The sequence below is a fragment of the Streptomyces sp. NPDC052040 genome, assembly GCF_044548405.1.
Classification (GTDB): domain Bacteria; phylum Actinomycetota; class Actinomycetes; order Streptomycetales; family Streptomycetaceae; genus Streptomyces.
In genome coordinates this window covers 1-15,778 of sequence record NZ_JBIUBV010000020.1, presented here as the reverse complement: position 1 = coordinate 15,778, position 15,778 = coordinate 1, and the positions used below count along the sequence as shown (strand labels likewise).

19 protein-coding genes are annotated in these 15,778 nt (G+C 70.8%); 5 read left to right on the top strand and 14 right to left on the bottom strand.

Annotation, left to right across the window (positions count from 1 at the left end; all coding sequences use genetic code 11):
• Positions 1–12 precede the first annotated feature (12 nt).
• Positions 13–516 (top strand): hypothetical protein, encoded by a 504-nt coding sequence (locus tag ACIHAA_RS28425; RefSeq protein WP_399822083.1) that lies wholly within the window; start codon positions 13–15, stop codon positions 514–516.
• An 83-nt stretch (positions 517–599) separates the two neighbouring features.
• Here the strand turns inward: ACIHAA_RS28425 and ACIHAA_RS28420 are convergent, their stop codons facing one another.
• Positions 600–1,439 carry a LysR family transcriptional regulator gene (locus ACIHAA_RS28420; protein WP_399822080.1) on the bottom strand — a complete coding sequence of 280 codons (840 nt, stop codon included), beginning with the start codon at positions 1,437–1,439 and terminating at the stop codon, positions 600–602.
• A 94-nt stretch (positions 1,440–1,533) separates the two neighbouring features.
• Between ACIHAA_RS28420 and ACIHAA_RS28415 the strand changes: the two genes are divergently transcribed.
• Positions 1,534–1,980, top strand: a complete 447-nt coding sequence (locus ACIHAA_RS28415) for an SDR family NAD(P)-dependent oxidoreductase (RefSeq protein ID WP_399822077.1) — start codon at positions 1,534–1,536, stop codon at positions 1,978–1,980.
• Positions 1,981–2,109: 129 nt separating this feature from the next.
• On the opposite strand, the gene dapD is transcribed toward ACIHAA_RS28415, so the two are convergent.
• The 11 genes from dapD to ACIHAA_RS28360 form a co-directional block, all read right to left on the bottom strand.
• Entirely contained in the window at positions 2,110–3,099 is a 990-nt protein-coding gene (gene dapD, locus ACIHAA_RS28410; RefSeq protein ID WP_399822075.1) for a 2,3,4,5-tetrahydropyridine-2,6-dicarboxylate N-succinyltransferase, read from the bottom strand.
• 137 nt (positions 3,100–3,236) lie between these two features.
• Positions 3,237–3,776, bottom strand: coding sequence for a TetR/AcrR family transcriptional regulator (locus tag ACIHAA_RS28405; protein WP_399822072.1), 540 nt, complete (start codon positions 3,774–3,776; stop codon positions 3,237–3,239).
• Positions 3,776–4,096, bottom strand: a complete 321-nt coding sequence (locus ACIHAA_RS28400) for a DMT family transporter (RefSeq protein ID WP_399822070.1) — start codon at positions 4,094–4,096, stop codon at positions 3,776–3,778. Before ACIHAA_RS28400 ends, ACIHAA_RS28405 begins: the two co-directional genes overlap by 1 nt.
• Positions 4,097–4,232: 136 nt before the next feature.
• On the bottom strand, positions 4,233–4,565 hold the full coding sequence (locus ACIHAA_RS28395) for a metal-sulfur cluster assembly factor (RefSeq protein WP_399822069.1): 333 nt from the start codon (positions 4,563–4,565) through the stop codon (positions 4,233–4,235).
• A complete protein-coding gene (gene sufU / locus ACIHAA_RS28390) occupies positions 4,562–5,029 on the bottom strand; it encodes a Fe-S cluster assembly sulfur transfer protein SufU (RefSeq protein WP_399822067.1) in 468 nt (155 codons plus the stop codon). The genes ACIHAA_RS28395 and sufU overlap by 4 nt, the downstream gene beginning before the upstream one ends.
• A gap of 18 nt (positions 5,030–5,047) precedes the next feature.
• Positions 5,048–6,304 (bottom strand): cysteine desulfurase, encoded by a 1,257-nt coding sequence (locus ACIHAA_RS28385; protein ID WP_399822065.1) that lies wholly within the window; start codon positions 6,302–6,304, stop codon positions 5,048–5,050.
• Positions 6,301–7,086, bottom strand: a complete 786-nt coding sequence (gene sufC / locus ACIHAA_RS28380) for a Fe-S cluster assembly ATPase SufC (protein ID WP_399822062.1) — start codon at positions 7,084–7,086, stop codon at positions 6,301–6,303. Before sufC ends, ACIHAA_RS28385 begins: the two co-directional genes overlap by 4 nt.
• A 7-nt stretch (positions 7,087–7,093) precedes the next feature.
• Positions 7,094–7,423: a non-heme iron oxygenase ferredoxin subunit gene (locus tag ACIHAA_RS28375; protein ID WP_399822061.1), complete on the bottom strand. Its 330-nt coding sequence runs from the start codon at positions 7,421–7,423 to the stop codon at positions 7,094–7,096.
• Positions 7,420–8,640 carry a Fe-S cluster assembly protein SufD gene (gene sufD, locus ACIHAA_RS28370; RefSeq protein WP_399822060.1) on the bottom strand — a complete coding sequence of 407 codons (1,221 nt, stop codon included), beginning with the start codon at positions 8,638–8,640 and terminating at the stop codon, positions 7,420–7,422. The genes ACIHAA_RS28375 and sufD overlap by 4 nt, the downstream gene beginning before the upstream one ends.
• A gap of 89 nt (positions 8,641–8,729) precedes the next feature.
• Entirely contained in the window at positions 8,730–10,151 is a 1,422-nt protein-coding gene (gene sufB / locus ACIHAA_RS28365) for a Fe-S cluster assembly protein SufB (protein ID WP_399822058.1), read from the bottom strand.
• Positions 10,148–10,927, bottom strand: a complete 780-nt coding sequence (locus ACIHAA_RS28360; RefSeq protein ID WP_399822055.1) for a helix-turn-helix transcriptional regulator — start codon at positions 10,925–10,927, stop codon at positions 10,148–10,150. Before ACIHAA_RS28360 ends, sufB begins: the two co-directional genes overlap by 4 nt.
• Before the next feature lie 317 nt (positions 10,928–11,244).
• Here ACIHAA_RS28360 and ACIHAA_RS28355 point away from each other — a divergent pair, with 317 nt between their 5' ends.
• Genes ACIHAA_RS28355 through ACIHAA_RS28345 form a run of 3 tightly spaced genes read left to right on the top strand, consistent with a single transcriptional unit; the run spans position 11,245 to position 14,022 of the window.
• The gene (locus ACIHAA_RS28355; protein WP_399822053.1) at positions 11,245–12,168 is read left to right on the top strand and encodes an ABC transporter ATP-binding protein; all 924 of its coding nucleotides are present in this window, start codon (positions 11,245–11,247) and stop codon (positions 12,166–12,168) included.
• Entirely contained in the window at positions 12,165–12,956 is a 792-nt protein-coding gene (locus tag ACIHAA_RS28350; RefSeq protein ID WP_399822051.1) for an ABC transporter permease, read from the top strand. The genes ACIHAA_RS28355 and ACIHAA_RS28350 overlap by 4 nt, the downstream gene beginning before the upstream one ends.
• A 58-nt stretch (positions 12,957–13,014) precedes the next feature.
• Positions 13,015–14,022: a heme A synthase gene (locus ACIHAA_RS28345; RefSeq protein WP_399822049.1), complete on the top strand. Its 1,008-nt coding sequence runs from the start codon at positions 13,015–13,017 to the stop codon at positions 14,020–14,022.
• 61 nt (positions 14,023–14,083) lie between these two features.
• On the opposite strand, the gene ACIHAA_RS28340 is transcribed toward ACIHAA_RS28345, so the two are convergent.
• Both ACIHAA_RS28340 and ACIHAA_RS28335 read right to left on the bottom strand, forming a co-directional pair.
• Positions 14,084–15,190, bottom strand: coding sequence for an amidohydrolase family protein (locus tag ACIHAA_RS28340; RefSeq protein WP_399822047.1), 1,107 nt, complete (start codon positions 15,188–15,190; stop codon positions 14,084–14,086).
• A gap of 66 nt (positions 15,191–15,256) precedes the next feature.
• A complete protein-coding gene (locus ACIHAA_RS28335) occupies positions 15,257–15,616 on the bottom strand; it encodes a hypothetical protein (RefSeq protein WP_399822044.1) in 360 nt (119 codons plus the stop codon).
• Positions 15,617–15,778: the final 162 nt, after the last annotated feature.

Genomic DNA, 15,778 nt, shown 5'->3' with positions numbered 1-15,778 from the left:
TACGGTGACCCCATGGACCGCCCCTTACTCTTCCTGGACGTCGACGGCCCCCTCAACCCCTGGGCGGCGCAGCCGGAACGCCGTCCGGAGGGCTACACGACCATTCGCGTCGCCCTCCGTCCGGGGCGGCCCCTGCGCGTATGGCTGCACCCCGGCCACGGCCGCCAACTGCTGGCACTCGGCTACGACCTGTGCTGGGCCACCACCTGGATGGACGCCGCGAACCGCTGGATCGGCCCGGTCATCGGCCTGCCCGAACTCCCCTACGTCGACTTCGGCACGGATCTGTTCGCCCTGCGCCCGGACGGCGTCCACTGGAAGACCGAGGCCATCGTGGCCCACGCCCGGCAGCGCCCCTTCGCCTGGGTGGACGACGAACAGACCCCCGCGGACCAGGAGTACGTCTCCGCCCACCACCCGGCCCCGGCCCTCCTCCACCATGTGAACCCCCGACTCGGCCTGCGCGAGCCGGACTTCACCGCACTGAGGGAGTTCGCGTCCTCGGAGAGGGGGTGAGCGGACGCGTCCCGTCCCGCGACCGGCCGCGCGCATCGCGGATCGGGGCCGTCAACGGGTGGCCGACCTCCCCTCGTCCGAGGTCAACGACGTGTTGCCACGCGGACCAGGTCGGCAACCGCACGGAGGCGGCTGTGCGGCGGCCAAGCGATCACCGTTGTCACGGGCGGGGCGTCCAGGACCGGTACGGCGGCGAGGTCTCGGCGCAGGTCGGCCCCGGCCGACTCGGGAAGGACCGCGGTGGTGCGGCCGAGCGCGATCAGCTGGAAGAGCTGCGTCAGGTTCCGTACCTCCGCGCCCGGCCCTTCCGGGCAGTTGCCGCCGGGACCGGGCCAGCGGGCCATCGGGAGCTCGGGCAGTGCGGCGACGTCGGCCATCCGGAGCCGGGAGCGGTCGGCGAGCGGGTGGGAGGACGGCAGGATCGCAACCTGTCCCTCGGTGCACAGAGCTTCGGTGTCGAGCCCGGCTGCGGAGTCGAACGGCAGATGCAGCAGAGCCACGTCGGCCTGCCCGTCCTGGAGCAGTTGCTGATGCTGGTGGGCCTCGCAGAGCAGCAGATCGACGGCAGCCGCGCCGGGCTCCGCGGCGTAGGCGTCGAGCAGTTTCGTCAACAGCCGTCCGGCGGTGCCGGATTTGACGGCAAGGACCAGGCTGGAAGGTGCTGTCGCGGCCCGTCGGGTACGCCGCTCAGCCGCTGTCACCGCGCCGAGGATCGCTCTCCCCTCGGCCAGCAGTACTGCTCCGGCCTCGGTGAGCGCGACCTTGCGGCTGGTGCGTTCCAGCAGTGGGACTCCGAGCCGCCGTTCGAGCTGCGTGATCGCGCGGGACAGCGGCGGCTGGGCCATCCCGAGGCGCTGGGCAGCCTTGCCGAAGTGCAGTTCCTCGGCGACGGCGACGAAGTACCGCAGCTCGCGTATCTCCATGGGCACAGGCTAGTGACGGGCAGACGGCCGATCGATACCGCTCGGGTATCGCTGCACCACCGAGCCGGTGTTGGTGCCCGGCTGCCGCGCAGGCATGCTCGCTGTCGTGAGCGAGAGGACGATCGCGCTGGTCACCGGCGCGAACAAGGGAATCGGGTATGAGATCGCGGCCGGGCTGGGCGCGCGGGGCTGGAGTGTCGGTGTCGGCGCCCGGGACGAGCGGCGCCGCCAGGACGCCGTGGCAAAGTTGCGCGCGGCCGGTGCCGACGCGTTCGGCGTCCCTCTGGACGTGACCGACAGCGGGAGCGTGACCGCCGCGGTCCAACTCAACGCCGTCACCGTCCAGTACGCCAAGGAGCTGACCGGCACAAACATCCTGATCAACAACGCCTGCCCCGGTTACGTGGCCACCGGACTCAACGGCTTCAGCGGGACGCAGACCCCCGAGCAGGGCGCGGCGATCGCCATCCGGCTGGCGACCCTGCCGGACGACGGCCCGACCGGCCAGCTGTTCGACGACAACGGGGTCGTAGCGTGGTGACCCGACCCGGTCCGCACCTGCGCAACGCCACCCGGCCTCTCCCCACGGGTATGCGCCCTCCCCGGCCGGGTTCCGGCCCGGGGAGGGCGATCCAAGGTGGCGGTGGCGGCAAGGCGCCCTCGCCGATGCTCAGTTGTGGGCGTGGAGGATTTCGTTGAGGCCGCCCCAGACCGCGTTGTTCGGGCGGGCCTCGACCGCGCCGGTGACCGAGTTGCGGCGGAAGAGGATGTTGGAGGCGCCGGAGAGTTCGCGGGCCTTGACGATCTGGCCGTCGGGCATGGTGACCCGGGTGCCGGCGGTGACGTAGAGGCCTGCCTCGACCACGCACTCGTCGCCGAGGGCGATGCCGACGCCCGCCTCCGCGCCGATCAGGCAGCGCTCGCCGATGGAGATGATCACGTTGCCGCCACCGGAGAGCGTGCCCATGGTGGAGGCGCCACCGCCGATGTCGGAGCCGTCGCCGACCACCACGCCCGCGGAGATGCGGCCCTCGACCATGGAGGTGCCGAGGGTGCCCGCGTTGAAGTTGACGAAGCCCTCGTGCATGACCGTGGTGCCGTCGGCGAGGTGGGCGCCGAGGCGCACACGGTCGGCGTCGGCGACGCGCACGCCCTTGGGGGCGACGTAGTCCGTCATGCGCGGGAACTTGTCGATGGACGTCACCTGGAGGTGCAGTCCCTCGGCGCGGGCGTTGAGGCGCACCTTCTCGATGTCGTCGACGGCGACCGGGCCGAGGGAGGTCCAGGCGACGTTGGCGAGGAGGCCGAACATGCCGTCCAGGCTCTGGCCGTGCGGCTTGACCAGGCGGTGCGAGAGCAGGTGCAGACGCAGATAGACGTCGTGCGTGTCGATCGGCTTGTCGTCGAGGGAGGCGATGACCGTGCGGACCGCGACCACCTCGACGCCCCGGCGGACGTCCGGGCCGATCGCCCGGGCAGCACCGTCGCCGAGCAGTTCCACGGCACGCTCGGGGGACAGCCGCTCGGTGCCGGACGGGCCGGGCTCGGCGGCCAGTTCGGGCGCGGGGAACCAGGTGTCGAGGACGGTGCCGTCGGCGGCGACGGTGGCGAGGCCGGCGGCCACGGCACCGGTGGTACGGGGAGCAGTCGTGTCGGTCATGAGGGAAACCTAACGTGGCGGGGGGCGCGCGGGCGAACCGGTGGACGAGCCGTCCCAGGTGCCGGGCGCGCCACCGGGCCCCCGGCCCCCCACACCCGGGCGCTACCCCACCAGGACCCGCCCCTCACGCACCCGGGCTACCCCTCCAGCACCCGCCCCAGCATCTCCCGCGCATACGCCTCGTCGTACTCCGCCCCCGTCAGGAGGACCTGGAGGCAGATGCCGTCCATCAGGGCGAGCAGGGCGCGGGCGGTGGCCGGGTCGGTGTGGTGGAACAGGCGGGCGGCGGTCTCCTCCGTCCAGGCGGCGGCGACCGGGCGCAGGGCGGGGCGGCGCAGGGCGGCGAGATACAGCTCGTACTCCAGCTCCACGCCGGTGCGGTCGCCGTTCAGCCACTCCCCCAGGGCGCGGGCCAGGTCCGTCGCCAGGTCGCCGTCCTCGTCCCGAGGCAGACCGGTCTCGGCGAGGACCGCGGCGAAGTTCTCGTTGGTCTGGCGCAGGGCGGCGACCATCAGTTCGTCGAGGGTCTTGAAGTGGTACGTCGTGGAGCCGAGCGGGACCTCCGCCTCGGCGGCGACGGAGCGGTGGCTCAGTCCGGCGAGGCCCTTCTCGCCCACCACCCGGATCGCCGCGTCCACGATCCGCTGCCGCCGTCCGGGGTCGTGGCGTCGGGGCATCAGTGCGCACCTCCCAGATTCAGGACCACCACCCCGCCGACGATCAGCAGGATCCCGGCAATCTTCGCAGGGCCCAGGTGCTCCCCGAAGAGCAGCAGGCCGAGGGAGGCCACGGCCGCGGTGCCGATCCCCGACCAGATGGCGTAGGACGTGCCGATCGGCAGGGTCCTCAGGGCCCGGGCGAGCAGCGCGAAGGACACGACATAGCCGGTGAGGGTCACCAGGGAGGGCCCCAGCCTGCTGAAGCTCTCGCTGTACTTCATGGAGATGGTGGCGACGACTTCGGCGGCTATGGCCCCCGCGAGGAATGCGTATCCCATGTGTACGAGTGTACGCAACGATATGTACGGGCGTACACATGTCTGCGCAAGTACTTCACAAAGTCGGGTGCGGACAACAGAACGGCGACGCCCGTCGGGCGTCGCCGTTCTTCGAGGCCGGGGTGGGCCGGGGTGCTCAGACGTTGAAGCCGAGCGCCCGCAGCTGCTCGCGGCCGTCGTCCGTGATCTTGTCGGGGCCCCACGGCGGCATCCAGACCCAGTTGATTCGCAGCTCGCTGACCAGGCCGTCGGTGGCGGACTTGGCCTGGTCCTCGATGACGTCCGTCAGCGGGCAGGCCGCCGAGGTCAGCGTCATGTCGATGGTCGCGATGTTGGCGTCGTCGATGTGCACGCCGTAGATGAGGCCGAGATTGACGACGTCGATACCCAGTTCGGGGTCGACCACGTCGAGCAGGGCCTCGCGGACCTCCTCCTCGGAGGCGGGCTTGATCTCCATGGTCTCGCTCATGCCGTCTTCCTTTCGGCGTCGGCTCCGCCCAGGGCCTGGGCCGTCGCGTCCTTCCACGCCATCCAGCTCAGGAGGGCGCACTTGACCCGTGCCGGGTACTTGGAGACACCCGCGAACGCGACCGCGTCCTCCAGGATTTCCTCCATCGCGTCATCGGGCTCGATCCTGCCCTTGGACTGCATCAGCTCCAGGAAGGTCTCCTGGACCTTCTGCGCGTCCGCCAGGTCCTTGCCGACCAGCAGGTCGTTCAGTACGGAGGCCGAGGCCTGGCTGATGGAGCAGCCCTGGCCCTCGTACGAGACGTCCGCGATCTTTGTGCCGTCGTACTTCACACGGAGGGTGATCTCGTCGCCGCACGTCGGGTTCACATGGTGTACCTCGGCGTCGCCATCCCTCAGACCACGCCCGTGCGGGTTCTTGTAGTGGTCCAGGATGACTTCCTGGTACATCGAATCCAGCTTCACGGTTTCAGCTCACGTCCCTCAGCCGAAGAAGTTCCGAACGTGCTCCAGCCCCTCGACCAGTGCGTCGATCTCGGCCGGCGTGGAGTACAGATAGAACGACGCCCGCGTGGTCGCAGGAATTCCGTACCGCAGGCAGACGGGGCGGGCGCAGTGGTGGCCGACCCGGACCGCGATGCCCTGCTCGTCCAGGACCTGGCCCACGTCGTGCGGGTGGATGTCGCCCAGGGTGAAGGAGATCGCCGCGCCCCGGTCCTCGGCCGTGGTGGGGCCGATGATCCGCAGGTCGGGGACCTCGCCGAGCTGCTTCACCGCGTACTCGGTGAGGGCGTGCTCATGGGCGAGGACGTTCTCCATGCCGATGGCGGTCAGATAGTCGATCGCCGCGCCCAGACCGACCGCCTGGGCGATCGGCGGGGTGCCCGCCTCGAACTTGTGCGGGGCGGGGGCATAGGTCGAGGAGTGCATCGACACCGTCTCGATCATCTCGCCGCCGCCCAGGAACGGAGGAAGGTCCTCCAGCAGCTCCTGGCGGCCCCAGAGCACACCGATACCCGTCGGAGCGCACATCTTGTGACCCGTGAAGGCGACGAAGTCGGCCCCGAGGGCCTGGACGTCCAGCGGCATGTGCGGCGCGGCCTGGGAGGCGTCGATGCAGACCAGCGCGCCGACCTCCTGGGCGCGGCGGACTATCGCGTCCACCGGGTTGACCGTGCCGAGGATGTTGGACACCAGCACAAAGGAGACGATCTTCGTCTTCTCGGTGATGATCTCGTCGATGTTCGACAGGTCGAGGCGGCCGTCGTCGGTGAGGCCGAACCACTTCAGCTTCGCTCCGGTGCGCTGCGCGAGCAGCTGCCACGGCACGATGTTGGAGTGGTGCTCCATCTCCGTGATGACGATCTCGGTCTCGTGGTCCACCCGGTAGGGCTCGTCGGCCCAGCCCAGCATGTTCGCCACGAGGTTGAGCGACTCCGAGGCGTTCTTGGTGAAGATCACCTCGTCGCGGCTGGGGGCGTTGATGAACTCGGCGACCTTGTCGCGCGCGCCCTCGTACAGCGCCGTGGCCTCCTCGGCGAGCACATGCACACCGCGGTGGACGTTGGCGTTGTAGCGCTCGTAGTACTCGCTCAGGGCGTCCAGCACCTGGCGCGGCTTCTGCGAGGTCGCCGCGTTGTCCAGGTAGACGAGCTTCCGGTCGTCGTGGACCAGCCGGTCCAGGATGGGGAAGTCCTTGCGGATCGCCTCTGTGTCGAGGAGGCCCGGCAGCTGTGTCACGCGGATACGCCACCCTTCGTGTCGGCTACGTCGTGCTTCGCATATGCCTCGTAGCCCTCGTTCTCCAGCTTGTCGGCCAGCTCGGCGCCGCCGGACTCGACGATCCGGCCGCCGGAGAAGACATGGACGAAGTCGGGCTTGATGTAGCGCAGGATGCGCGTGTAGTGCGTGATCAGCAGGGTGCCGACCTCACCGGTCTCGCGGACGCGGTTGACGCCCTCGGAGACGATGCGGAGCGCGTCGACGTCCAGGCCCGAGTCGGTCTCGTCGAGGATCGCGACCTTCGGCTTGAGCAGTTCGAGCTGGAGGATCTCGTGGCGCTTCTTCTCGCCGCCGGAGAAGCCCTCGTTGACGTTGCGCTCGGCGAAGGACGGGTCCATGTTGAGGCGCTCCATGGCCTCCTTGACCTCCTTCACCCAGGTGCGCAGCTTGGGCGCCTCGCCGCGGACGGCGGTGGCGGAGGTGCGCAGGAAGTTGGAGACGGAGACGCCGGGGACCTCGACCGGGTACTGCATGGCCAGGAAGAGGCCCGCGCGGGCGCGCTCGTCGACGGACATCTCCAGGACGTCCTCGCCGTCGAGGGTGACGGTGCCGCTGGTGATCGTGTACTTCGGGTGACCCGCGAGCGAGTAGGCGAGGGTCGACTTGCCGGAGCCGTTGGGGCCCATGATGGCGTGCGTCTCGCCCTGCTTCACGGTGAGGTCGACGCCCTTGAGGATCTCCTTCGTGGCGTTGTCGGCCTCGACGGTGACGTGCAGGTCTCGGATTTCAAGCGTTGCCATGGGTGCCTCAGGACTCCTGGGTGAGGGAGACGAGCACGTCGTCCCCTTCGATCTTTACGGGGTATACGGGGACGGGGCGCGTCGCGGGAAGGGCGTCGGGCTTGCCGGAGCGGAGGTCGAAGCGCGAGCCGTGCAGCCAGCACTCGATGTGGCAGTCGTCGACCTCGCCCTCCGACAGCGAGACGTTCGCGTGCGAGCAGATGTCGTTGATCGCGAACACCTCGCCCTCGGTGCGCACCACGGCGACCGGCGTGCCGTCGAGTTCCACCCGCTTCGGGGTGTCCTCCTCCAGCTCGCTCAGCCCGCAGACGCGTTCGAACTTCGACGAGTCAGTCATGCGACCGACGCCTCCAGCTCCTCTTCGATCTTGGCGAGCAGCCGCGCCTCGATGTCCGCGACACCGATCTGCTGGACCAGCTCGGCGAAGAAGCCGCGGACCACCAGGCGGCGGGCCTCGTGCTCCGGGATGCCGCGGGCCATCAGGTAGAAGAGCTGCTCGTCGTCGAAGCGGCCGGTGGCGCTGGCGTGGCCGGCGCCGACGATCTCACCGGTCTCGATCTCCAGGTTGGGGACCGAGTCGACGCGGGCGCCGTCGGTGAGCACGAGATTGCGGTTCATCTCGTAGGTGTCCGTGCCCTCGGCCTTGGCCTCGATCAGCACGTCGCCGATCCACACGGCGTGCGCCTCCTCGCCCTGGAGCGCGCCCTTGTAGACGACGTTCGACTTGCAGTGCGGGGTGTTGTGGTCGACGAAGAGCCGGTGCTCCTGGTGCTGGCCGCTGTCGGTGAAGTAGAGCCCGAACAGCTCGGCCTCGCCGCCGGTGCCCGCGTAGGTCACCCGCGGGTGCAGCCGGACCACGTCCCCGCCGAAGGTCACCACGACGGACTTGACGGAGGCGTCCCGGCCGACCAGCGCGTTGTGCTGGGCCACGTGCACGGCCGTGTCGTCCCAGTCCTGGACGGAGACGACGGTCAGCTTGGCGCCGTCGCCCAGCAGGTAGTCGACGTTGCCGGCGAGCACCGCGTCACCGGTGTGGTCGATGACCACGACGGCCTCGGCGAAGGCGCCCAGCTCGATCACCTGGTGGCCGTAGGCGGTGCCGCCCTGGCCGTGCACGGCGATACGGATCGGCTCGTCGAGGACGGTGTCCTTGGGGACGGTGACGACCGAGGCCTTCTCGAAGGAGGAGTAGGCCTGGGCGGCGATCCGGTCCACCGGGGTGCCCGCCCTGCCGAGCCGGGCGTCGTCACGGCCGACGCTCTCGACGGTGACGCTCTCGGGGGCCTCGACGGTGATCTTCACACCGCCGCCGTTCGCCACGGCGGTGCCGTCGTGCAGCCCGCGCAGGCGCTCCAGCGGGGTGAACCGCCATTCCTCCTCGCGGCCGTGCGGCACCGGGAAGTCCGCCACGTCGAAGGACGGCGGCGCGCTCATACGGGTGGCGACGGTCGACTCCGCGGCGACCGCGATCGAGCCCGCGGTGGTGGACCCCACCGGTGGGGGTCCGCCCGCCCGGGTGGAGTCGAGGGTGGGGGAGTTCTGGGCCTCGGCCATGGCTGTCGTTGTGCTCTCTTCCTAAAGTCAGTGGTGACCCGCGACCCGCTCCGGAAGGGCGGGCCGCCTGCTGCGGACGGGGCCGGACGTCAGCCGACCGCGCCTTCCATCTGCAGCTCGATCAGCCGGTTGAGCTCCAGCGCGTACTCCATGGGCAGTTCCTTGGCGATCGGCTCGACGAAGCCGCGCACGATCATCGCCATCGCCTCGAACTCGGAGAGGCCGCGGCTCATCAGGTAGAAGAGCTGGTCCTCGGAGACCTTGGAGACGGTCGCCTCGTGGCCCATGGACACGTCGTCCTCGCGGACGTCCACGTAGGGGTAGGTGTCCGAGCGGGAGATGGTGTCGACGAGCAGCGCGTCACAGAGCACGTTGGACTTGGAACCCGCGGCGCCCTCGCCGATCTCGACCAGGCCGCGGTACGAGGTACGGCCGCCGCCGCGCGCCACCGACTTGGAGACGATGTTGGACGAGGTGTTCGGCGCCATGTGGACCATCTTGGAGCCGGCGTCCTGGTGCTGGCCCTCGCCCGCGAAGGCGATGGACAGGGTCTCGCCCTTGGCGTGCTCGCCCATCAGGTAGACGGCGGGGTACTTCATCGTCACCTTGGAGCCGATGTTGCCGTCGATCCACTCCATGGTCGCGCCCTCATAGGCCACGGCGCGCTTGGTGACCAGGTTGTAGACGTTGTTCGACCAGTTCTGGATGGTCGTGTAGCGGCAGCGGGCGTTCTTCTTGACGATGATCTCGACGACCGCGGAGTGCAGGGAGTCCGACTTGTAGATCGGCGCCGTGCAGCCCTCGACGTAGTGCACGTAGGCACCCTCGTCGACGATGATCAAGGTCCGCTCGAACTGGCCCATGTTCTCCGTGTTGATACGGAAGTAGGCCTGGAGCGGGATCTCGACGTGCACGCCCTTCGGCACGTAGATGAAGGAGCCGCCGGACCACACGGCGGTGTTCAGCGAGGCGAACTTGTTGTCACCCGCCGGGATGACCGTGCCGAAGTACTCCTTGAAGAGCTCCGGGTGCTCCTTCAGGGCGGTGTCGGTGTCGAGGAAGATCACGCCCTGCTCCTCCAGGTCCTCACGGATCTGGTGGTAGACGACCTCGGACTCGTACTGGGCCGCGACACCGGCGACGAGGCGCTGCTTCTCCGCCTCGGGGATGCCCAGCTTGTCGTAGGTGTTCTTGATGTCCTCGGGCAGGTCCTCCCAGGACTCCGCCTGCTTCTCCGTGGAGCGCACGAAGTACTTGATGTTGTCGAAGTCGATGCCCGACAGGTCCGAGCCCCAGTTGGGCATGGGCTTCTTCTCGAAGAGCCGCAGACCCTTGAGGCGGAGCTTGGTCATCCACTCCGGCTCGGACTTCTTGCCGGAGATGTCACGGACGACGTCCTCGTTCAGACCGCGCTTCGCCGCGGCACCGGCCTCGTCGGAGTCGGCCCAGCCGTATTCGTACTTGCCCAGGCCCTCGAGTTCGGGGTGGGCAGTCTCCGTGGGGAGAGTCATGCGGGGTTCCTCCCGGCCGTGCTGGCAGATGCGTTGTGGGTGGTCTCGGAAATCGTGGGGGTGTCCGTCGCCGGTGGCGCCTTGGGGATGAACGTCGTGCAGACACCGTCGCCGTGCGCGATCGTCGCCAGCCGCTGCACGTGCGTGCCGAGCAGTTCGGAGAAGATCTCCGTCTCGACCTCGCACAGCTGCGGGAACTGTTCGGCGACATGGGCGACCGGGCAGTGGTGCTGGCAGAGCTGTTCGCCCCGCTGCGGAAGGGGCGCGCTGCGCGCCGTAGCAGCGTACCCGTCCACGCTCAGGGCCCTGGCGAGGGCTTCCGTGCGGCGGTCGGGGTCGGCGGCCTCGATGGCCCGCCGGTACGCGGTCGCCTGCTCGGCGATCCTCGCGCGCGCGAAGGCGAGGACGGCCTCGTCCCCGCCGAACCGCTCCCCGATCCAGCGCAGGGCGTCCGCGGCGAGCGTGTCGTAGGACTGGTCGAAGGCGTCCCGGCCACAGTCGGTGAGCGCGAAGACCTTGGCGGGGCGGCCCCGGGTGCGCGCCCCGTAGACCCGCTGCTCGCGCGCCTGGACGACGTCGTCCGCGACCAGGGCGTCCAGATGGCGCCGTACGGCCGCCTGGGTGAGCCCCAGCCGTCCGGCCAGCTCGGCGACGGTCGACGGGCCGTGGTCCAGGATGGAGCGCGCGACGCGGTTGCGCGTGGAGCGCTCACCGGTCGCGAGTTCCTCCTGCGGGGTCCCCGTGGGGGTCTCCCGAGCCTCGCCGACGTTTTTCACAACGCCATTGTTGCGTAATTCCGAGGGGACTGACAAGCGGCGTCCGGACCACCCACGGTGCGCTACATCACTTAGGTAAACCTAAGCTGACCTGCGCAAACGATCTCCGGACCAGAGGGGACTGAACCGTTTCAGGGGGTTCCCTCAAGATCCCGGCTCCTCGCCCGCACCCCCTCCGACCGGCCCTCTTGTCACTCGGGCCCCAGCCGCGACCGGTCCGGCGGAGGCGTTCCCCGCGGACCGGGCACCGGCCATGCGAAGGGTGGTTTTCGGACCCCCTCGTCCGGCGTCCGGCGCACCTACCTAGACTCTCGCCCATGCGAAGTGAGCCGGTCATCCAGGTGCAGTCCCTGGTGAAGCGGTACGGCGCGAAGACCGCGGTGGACGGCCTCGACCTGGTGGCCCACGCGGGCGTCACCGCCGTACTCGGCCCCAACGGGGCGGGCAAGACCACCACCGTCGAGACCTGCGAGGGATACCGCAGGCCGGACTCCGGGACGGTACGCGTCCTCGGCCTGGACCCGGTCCGCGACGCCGCCGCGCTGCGCCCCCGGATCGGTGTGATGCTCCAGTCCGGCGGCGTCTACCCGGGCGCGCGCGCCGAGGAGATGCTGCGCCATGTCGCCAAGCTGCACGCCCGTCCGCTGGACGTGGACGCGCTGATCGAGCGGCTGGGGCTGTCCGGCTGCGGGCGCACCGCCTACCGGCGGCTGTCGGGCGGCCAGCAGCAGCGGCTGGCCCTGGCGATGGCCATCGTCGGCCGCCCGGAACTGGTCTTCCTGGACGAGCCCACCGCCGGGCTCGACCCGCAGGCCCGCCGGGCCACCTGGGACCTCGTACGCGATCTGCGCGCCGACGGCGTCTCGGTGATCCTGACGACCCACTTCATGGACGAGGCCGAGCAGCTCGCCGACGATGTCGCGATCATCGACGCGGGCCGGGTCATCGCCCAGGGCTCCCCCGAGGCGCTGTGCCGCGGCGGCGCCGAGAACACCCTGCGCTTCATGGGCCGCCCGGGCCTGGACGTGGGCTCCCTGCTCATGGCGCTCCCGGCGGACTCCACGGCCGTGGAGCTGACGCCGGGCGCCTACCGCGTCTCCGGCAAGGTCGACCCGCAGCTGCTGGCCACGGTCACCTCCTGGTGCGCCCAGCACGGGGTGATGCCGGACCGGATCTCCGTCGAACGGCACACCCTCGAAGACGTCTTTCTGGAGCTGACGGGCAGGGAGCTGCGCTCATGAACCACGAGGCCGCACCGACGACCGCCGCAGGCGCCTACGCCCCCGCTCCCGGCGCCGCCCCGCTGCCGCGGATGATCGCGGCGCAGGCCCTGCTGGAGACGAAGATGCTGCTGCGCAACGGCGAGCAGCTGCTGCTGACCGTCGTCATCCCGACCCTGCTGCTGGTCCTCTTCGGCTCCGTCGACATCGTGGACACCGGCGCGGGCAAGGCCGTGGACTTCCTCGCCCCCGGCATCCTCGGTCTCGCCGTGCTGTCGACCGCCTTCACCGGCCAGGCCATCGCGACCGGCTTCGAGCGCCGCTACGGCGTGCTGAAGCGGCTCGCCGCCTCGCCGCTGCCCCGCTGGGGGCTGATGACCGCGAAGACGCTCTCGGTCCTGGTCACCGAGGTCCTCCAGGTGGTCCTGCTGACCGCCGTCGCCCTCGCGCTTGGCTGGTCGCCGCACGGCAACCCCTTCGCCGTGCTGCTTCTGCTGGTCCTCGGCACGGCGGCGTTCTCCGGGCTCGGCCTGCTGATGGCCGGCACGCTGAAGGCGGAGGCGACCCTGGCCGCCGCCAACCTGGTCTTCCTGCTGCTGCTCGTCGGCGGCGGCGTGATCGTGCCGCTGGACAAGTTCCCCGGCGGCGTGCAGGACGTGCTCTCCCTGCTGCCGATCTCCGCGCTCTCGGACGGACTGCGCGCCGTCCTCCAGCACGGGGCCGCCCTGCCCCTCGGCGACCTGGGGATCCTCGCGGTCTGGGCGGTCCTGGGCCTGGCCGCGGCGGGCCGGTTCTTCCGCTGGGAGTGAGCAGCCCCACCCCCCGGGCCCCCACCCACGTGAATTCATGCACAAGCGGCCCCCTACGATGAAGGGCGTGCCAAACGTGACCCGCGCCGACGCCGTAGCGGCCGCGCGCAACCCGCTCGCCTTCCTCGCCGCACGCTGGACCCCGGAGCCCCGGACGGTGCAGCGGGCGGCGCTCGCCGCACTCGTCATGTCGGTGGTCATCGTGGTCACCGGCGGCGCCGTGCGCCTGACCGGCTCGGGGCTCGGCTGCCCGACCTGGCCGCAGTGCACGGACGACTCGCTGACCACGACCAGCGCCATGGGCGTGCACGGGGCCATCGAGTTCGGCAACCGGATGCTGACCTATGTTCTGTGCGCGGCCATCGGCTGGGCGATCGTCGCCGCCCGCGCGGAGAAACCCCGGCGGCGGGTCCTCACCCGGCTCGGCTGGGCGCAGTTCTGGGTCGTGATGGGCAACGCGGTCCTCGGCGGCATTGTCGTGCTCGTCGGCCTCAACCCGTACACCGTCGCCGCCCACTTCCTGCTCACCACCGCGCTCATCACGGTGGCCGCGGTCATGTGGCAGCGCACCCGCGAGGGCGACGGGGCGCCCCGGCCGCTGACCGGCAAGGCCGTGCAGCAGCTGGTGTGGTTCCTGGTCGCCGCCTCGGGTCTGCTGATCGCGGTGGGCACGGTCGTCACCGGCGCCGGACCGCACGCGGGCGACTCCCGAGACGTCGAACGCATCCCGATCGACTGGGAGACCGTCAGCAAGGTGCACGCGGTGCTCGCCTGGATCGTGGTGACGCTGACCTTCGCGCTGTGGTTCGTCCTCAAGGCCGTAGACGCCCCCAAGGGGCCCCTGCACCGCACCCGCGATCTGTTCGTGGTGCTGCTCTGCCAGGGCGTGGTGGGCTATGTCCAGTACTTCACGCACCTCCCCGAGGCCCTGGTGGGCGTCCATATGCTCGGGTCGTGCCTGGTGTGGATCGGGGTGCTGCGGGTGCTGCTGTCGCTGCGGGAGCGGCCCGGGGCCCCGGCGGGACTGCCGGACCCCTCGGCGGAGTCGGCCCTCACCGCGGCCTGACGGGGACCGCCAACGGCTCCCCGCGCCGTCGCCACGGCCGGGGGCGCCGCCCACCCCCCGCTCACGCCAGCCCGTACACCCGTCGGGCGTTCCCCGAGGCGATCATCTCCGCCACCCGCTCCGCGTCCTCCGCCGACCAGGCACCGTCGGCGACCCAGTCGCCCAGCACCCGGGAGAGCGCCTCGCGGAACAGCTGGGCGCCGATCACATGCAGCTCGGGCAGGCCGTGGGCGCCGCTGGAGAAGAGGAGCTTGCCGAAGGGGGCCAGTTCCATCAGTTCGGCGAGGACGGCGGCGGCCCGGGCCCCGGTGCGGGCGAGCACCGCGCCCACGTCCGCGTGGACATGCGGGAAGACGCCCGCCAGATGGGCCGCGTGCCGGTGGTACGGATAGCCGTGCAGCAGCACCAGATCGGTGCCGAGCCCGGCGGTGGCGCGGACGAAGTCGGTCAGCAGGACCGGGTCGGTGCGGTCGATGCGCAGGCCCGGTTCACCGAGGCCCGCGTGCAGCTGGAGGGGGCGGCCCGAGGCCACCGCGCTCCACAGCAGATGGCGCAGCAGGACCGGATCGGACACCGCGCCGCCCACCCGGCGGCCGGACAGCCAGCGGCCCGCCGCGCTCCGCACCTCCCCCGTCCCGGGCGGCTCCGGCGCGAGCGCCAGCCCGTGCCGTACGCCCGCCAGGGAGGTGAAGGCCACCGCGTGCGCCGCGGCCCCGTGGATCGACTCCGCCAGATTGGCGAGGAAGGACTCCACCGTGCCGGAGGTGTCGGCCACCTGTTCGGCGAGCAGTTCCAGGCGGACGATCTCGTGCGCCTCGGCGTCGCCCGCCACGGCCATCTCGGCCGGGCCGGTCAGATCGCCGGGCAGCCCGGTGTCGACCAGATAGGTGGTGATGCCGCTGCCCCGCAGCAGTCTGCGGCCCGCCTCCAGGACGCCCAGCTCCCGGCGCCGGGCGAGATAGCGGGCGGGCGGGCAGTGCGGCTCCAGGCCGAGCAGCGGCGGGCACCAGCGGCGTACGGCGAAACCGGTCTGGGTGTCGAAGAGGGTGGTGCCGGCGGCGGGCGGCCCCTCGGTGCGGGCCAGATGGGCCTCGAACGTGCCGAGACCCAGCTCGGTGCGGAGCACACCGTGGCAGTACTGGTCCGTCAGGGACGGCGTTTCGATCATCCGGACTCCCCGCGGCTGGACCGTGCCTTCGAAGGTCCTAACGGGTGAACCGGCGTGAGGGTGTTGCTATCCGGCGGTGTGCTTGCCGCCCAGCTGGATCCCCGCCATCCGCGTCCACTCGTAGGGGCCGGTGCGCACCTTGGCCGCGAATTCGCCGTCGAAGTCCTCGTGGACGGTGATCCCCGCCTTCTGCACGGCCTTCTCGGCGATGTCGTAGGTCGGCGCGACGAGGTCGCCCCAGCCGCCGTCCTCGCCGACGAGCACGATCCGGGCGCCGCGCTCCCCGATGTAGGCCACCTGGCCCTCGGCGCCGCCGTGCGCCTTGGCGAAGGCGTCGATCTCCTTGGCGAGCCGGGCGGCCCTGCGCTCGGCCTTGGCGGCCTGCTTGGCGTCGGTGCCCTCGTCAACCTGCTGCGTGTCTGCCATGGCCAGGATGCTACCGACGAGTAGATCAAACGGCGACGGGAGGGGTGGGGGGGGGGTGGGCCCCCCCCCCCCCCCCCCCCGGCGGCGGGGGGGCGGGGGGGGGGGGGGGGGTTGGGGGGGCCCCCCGCCCCGGCCCCCCCGGCCCCCCCCCGAGGCCCCCCG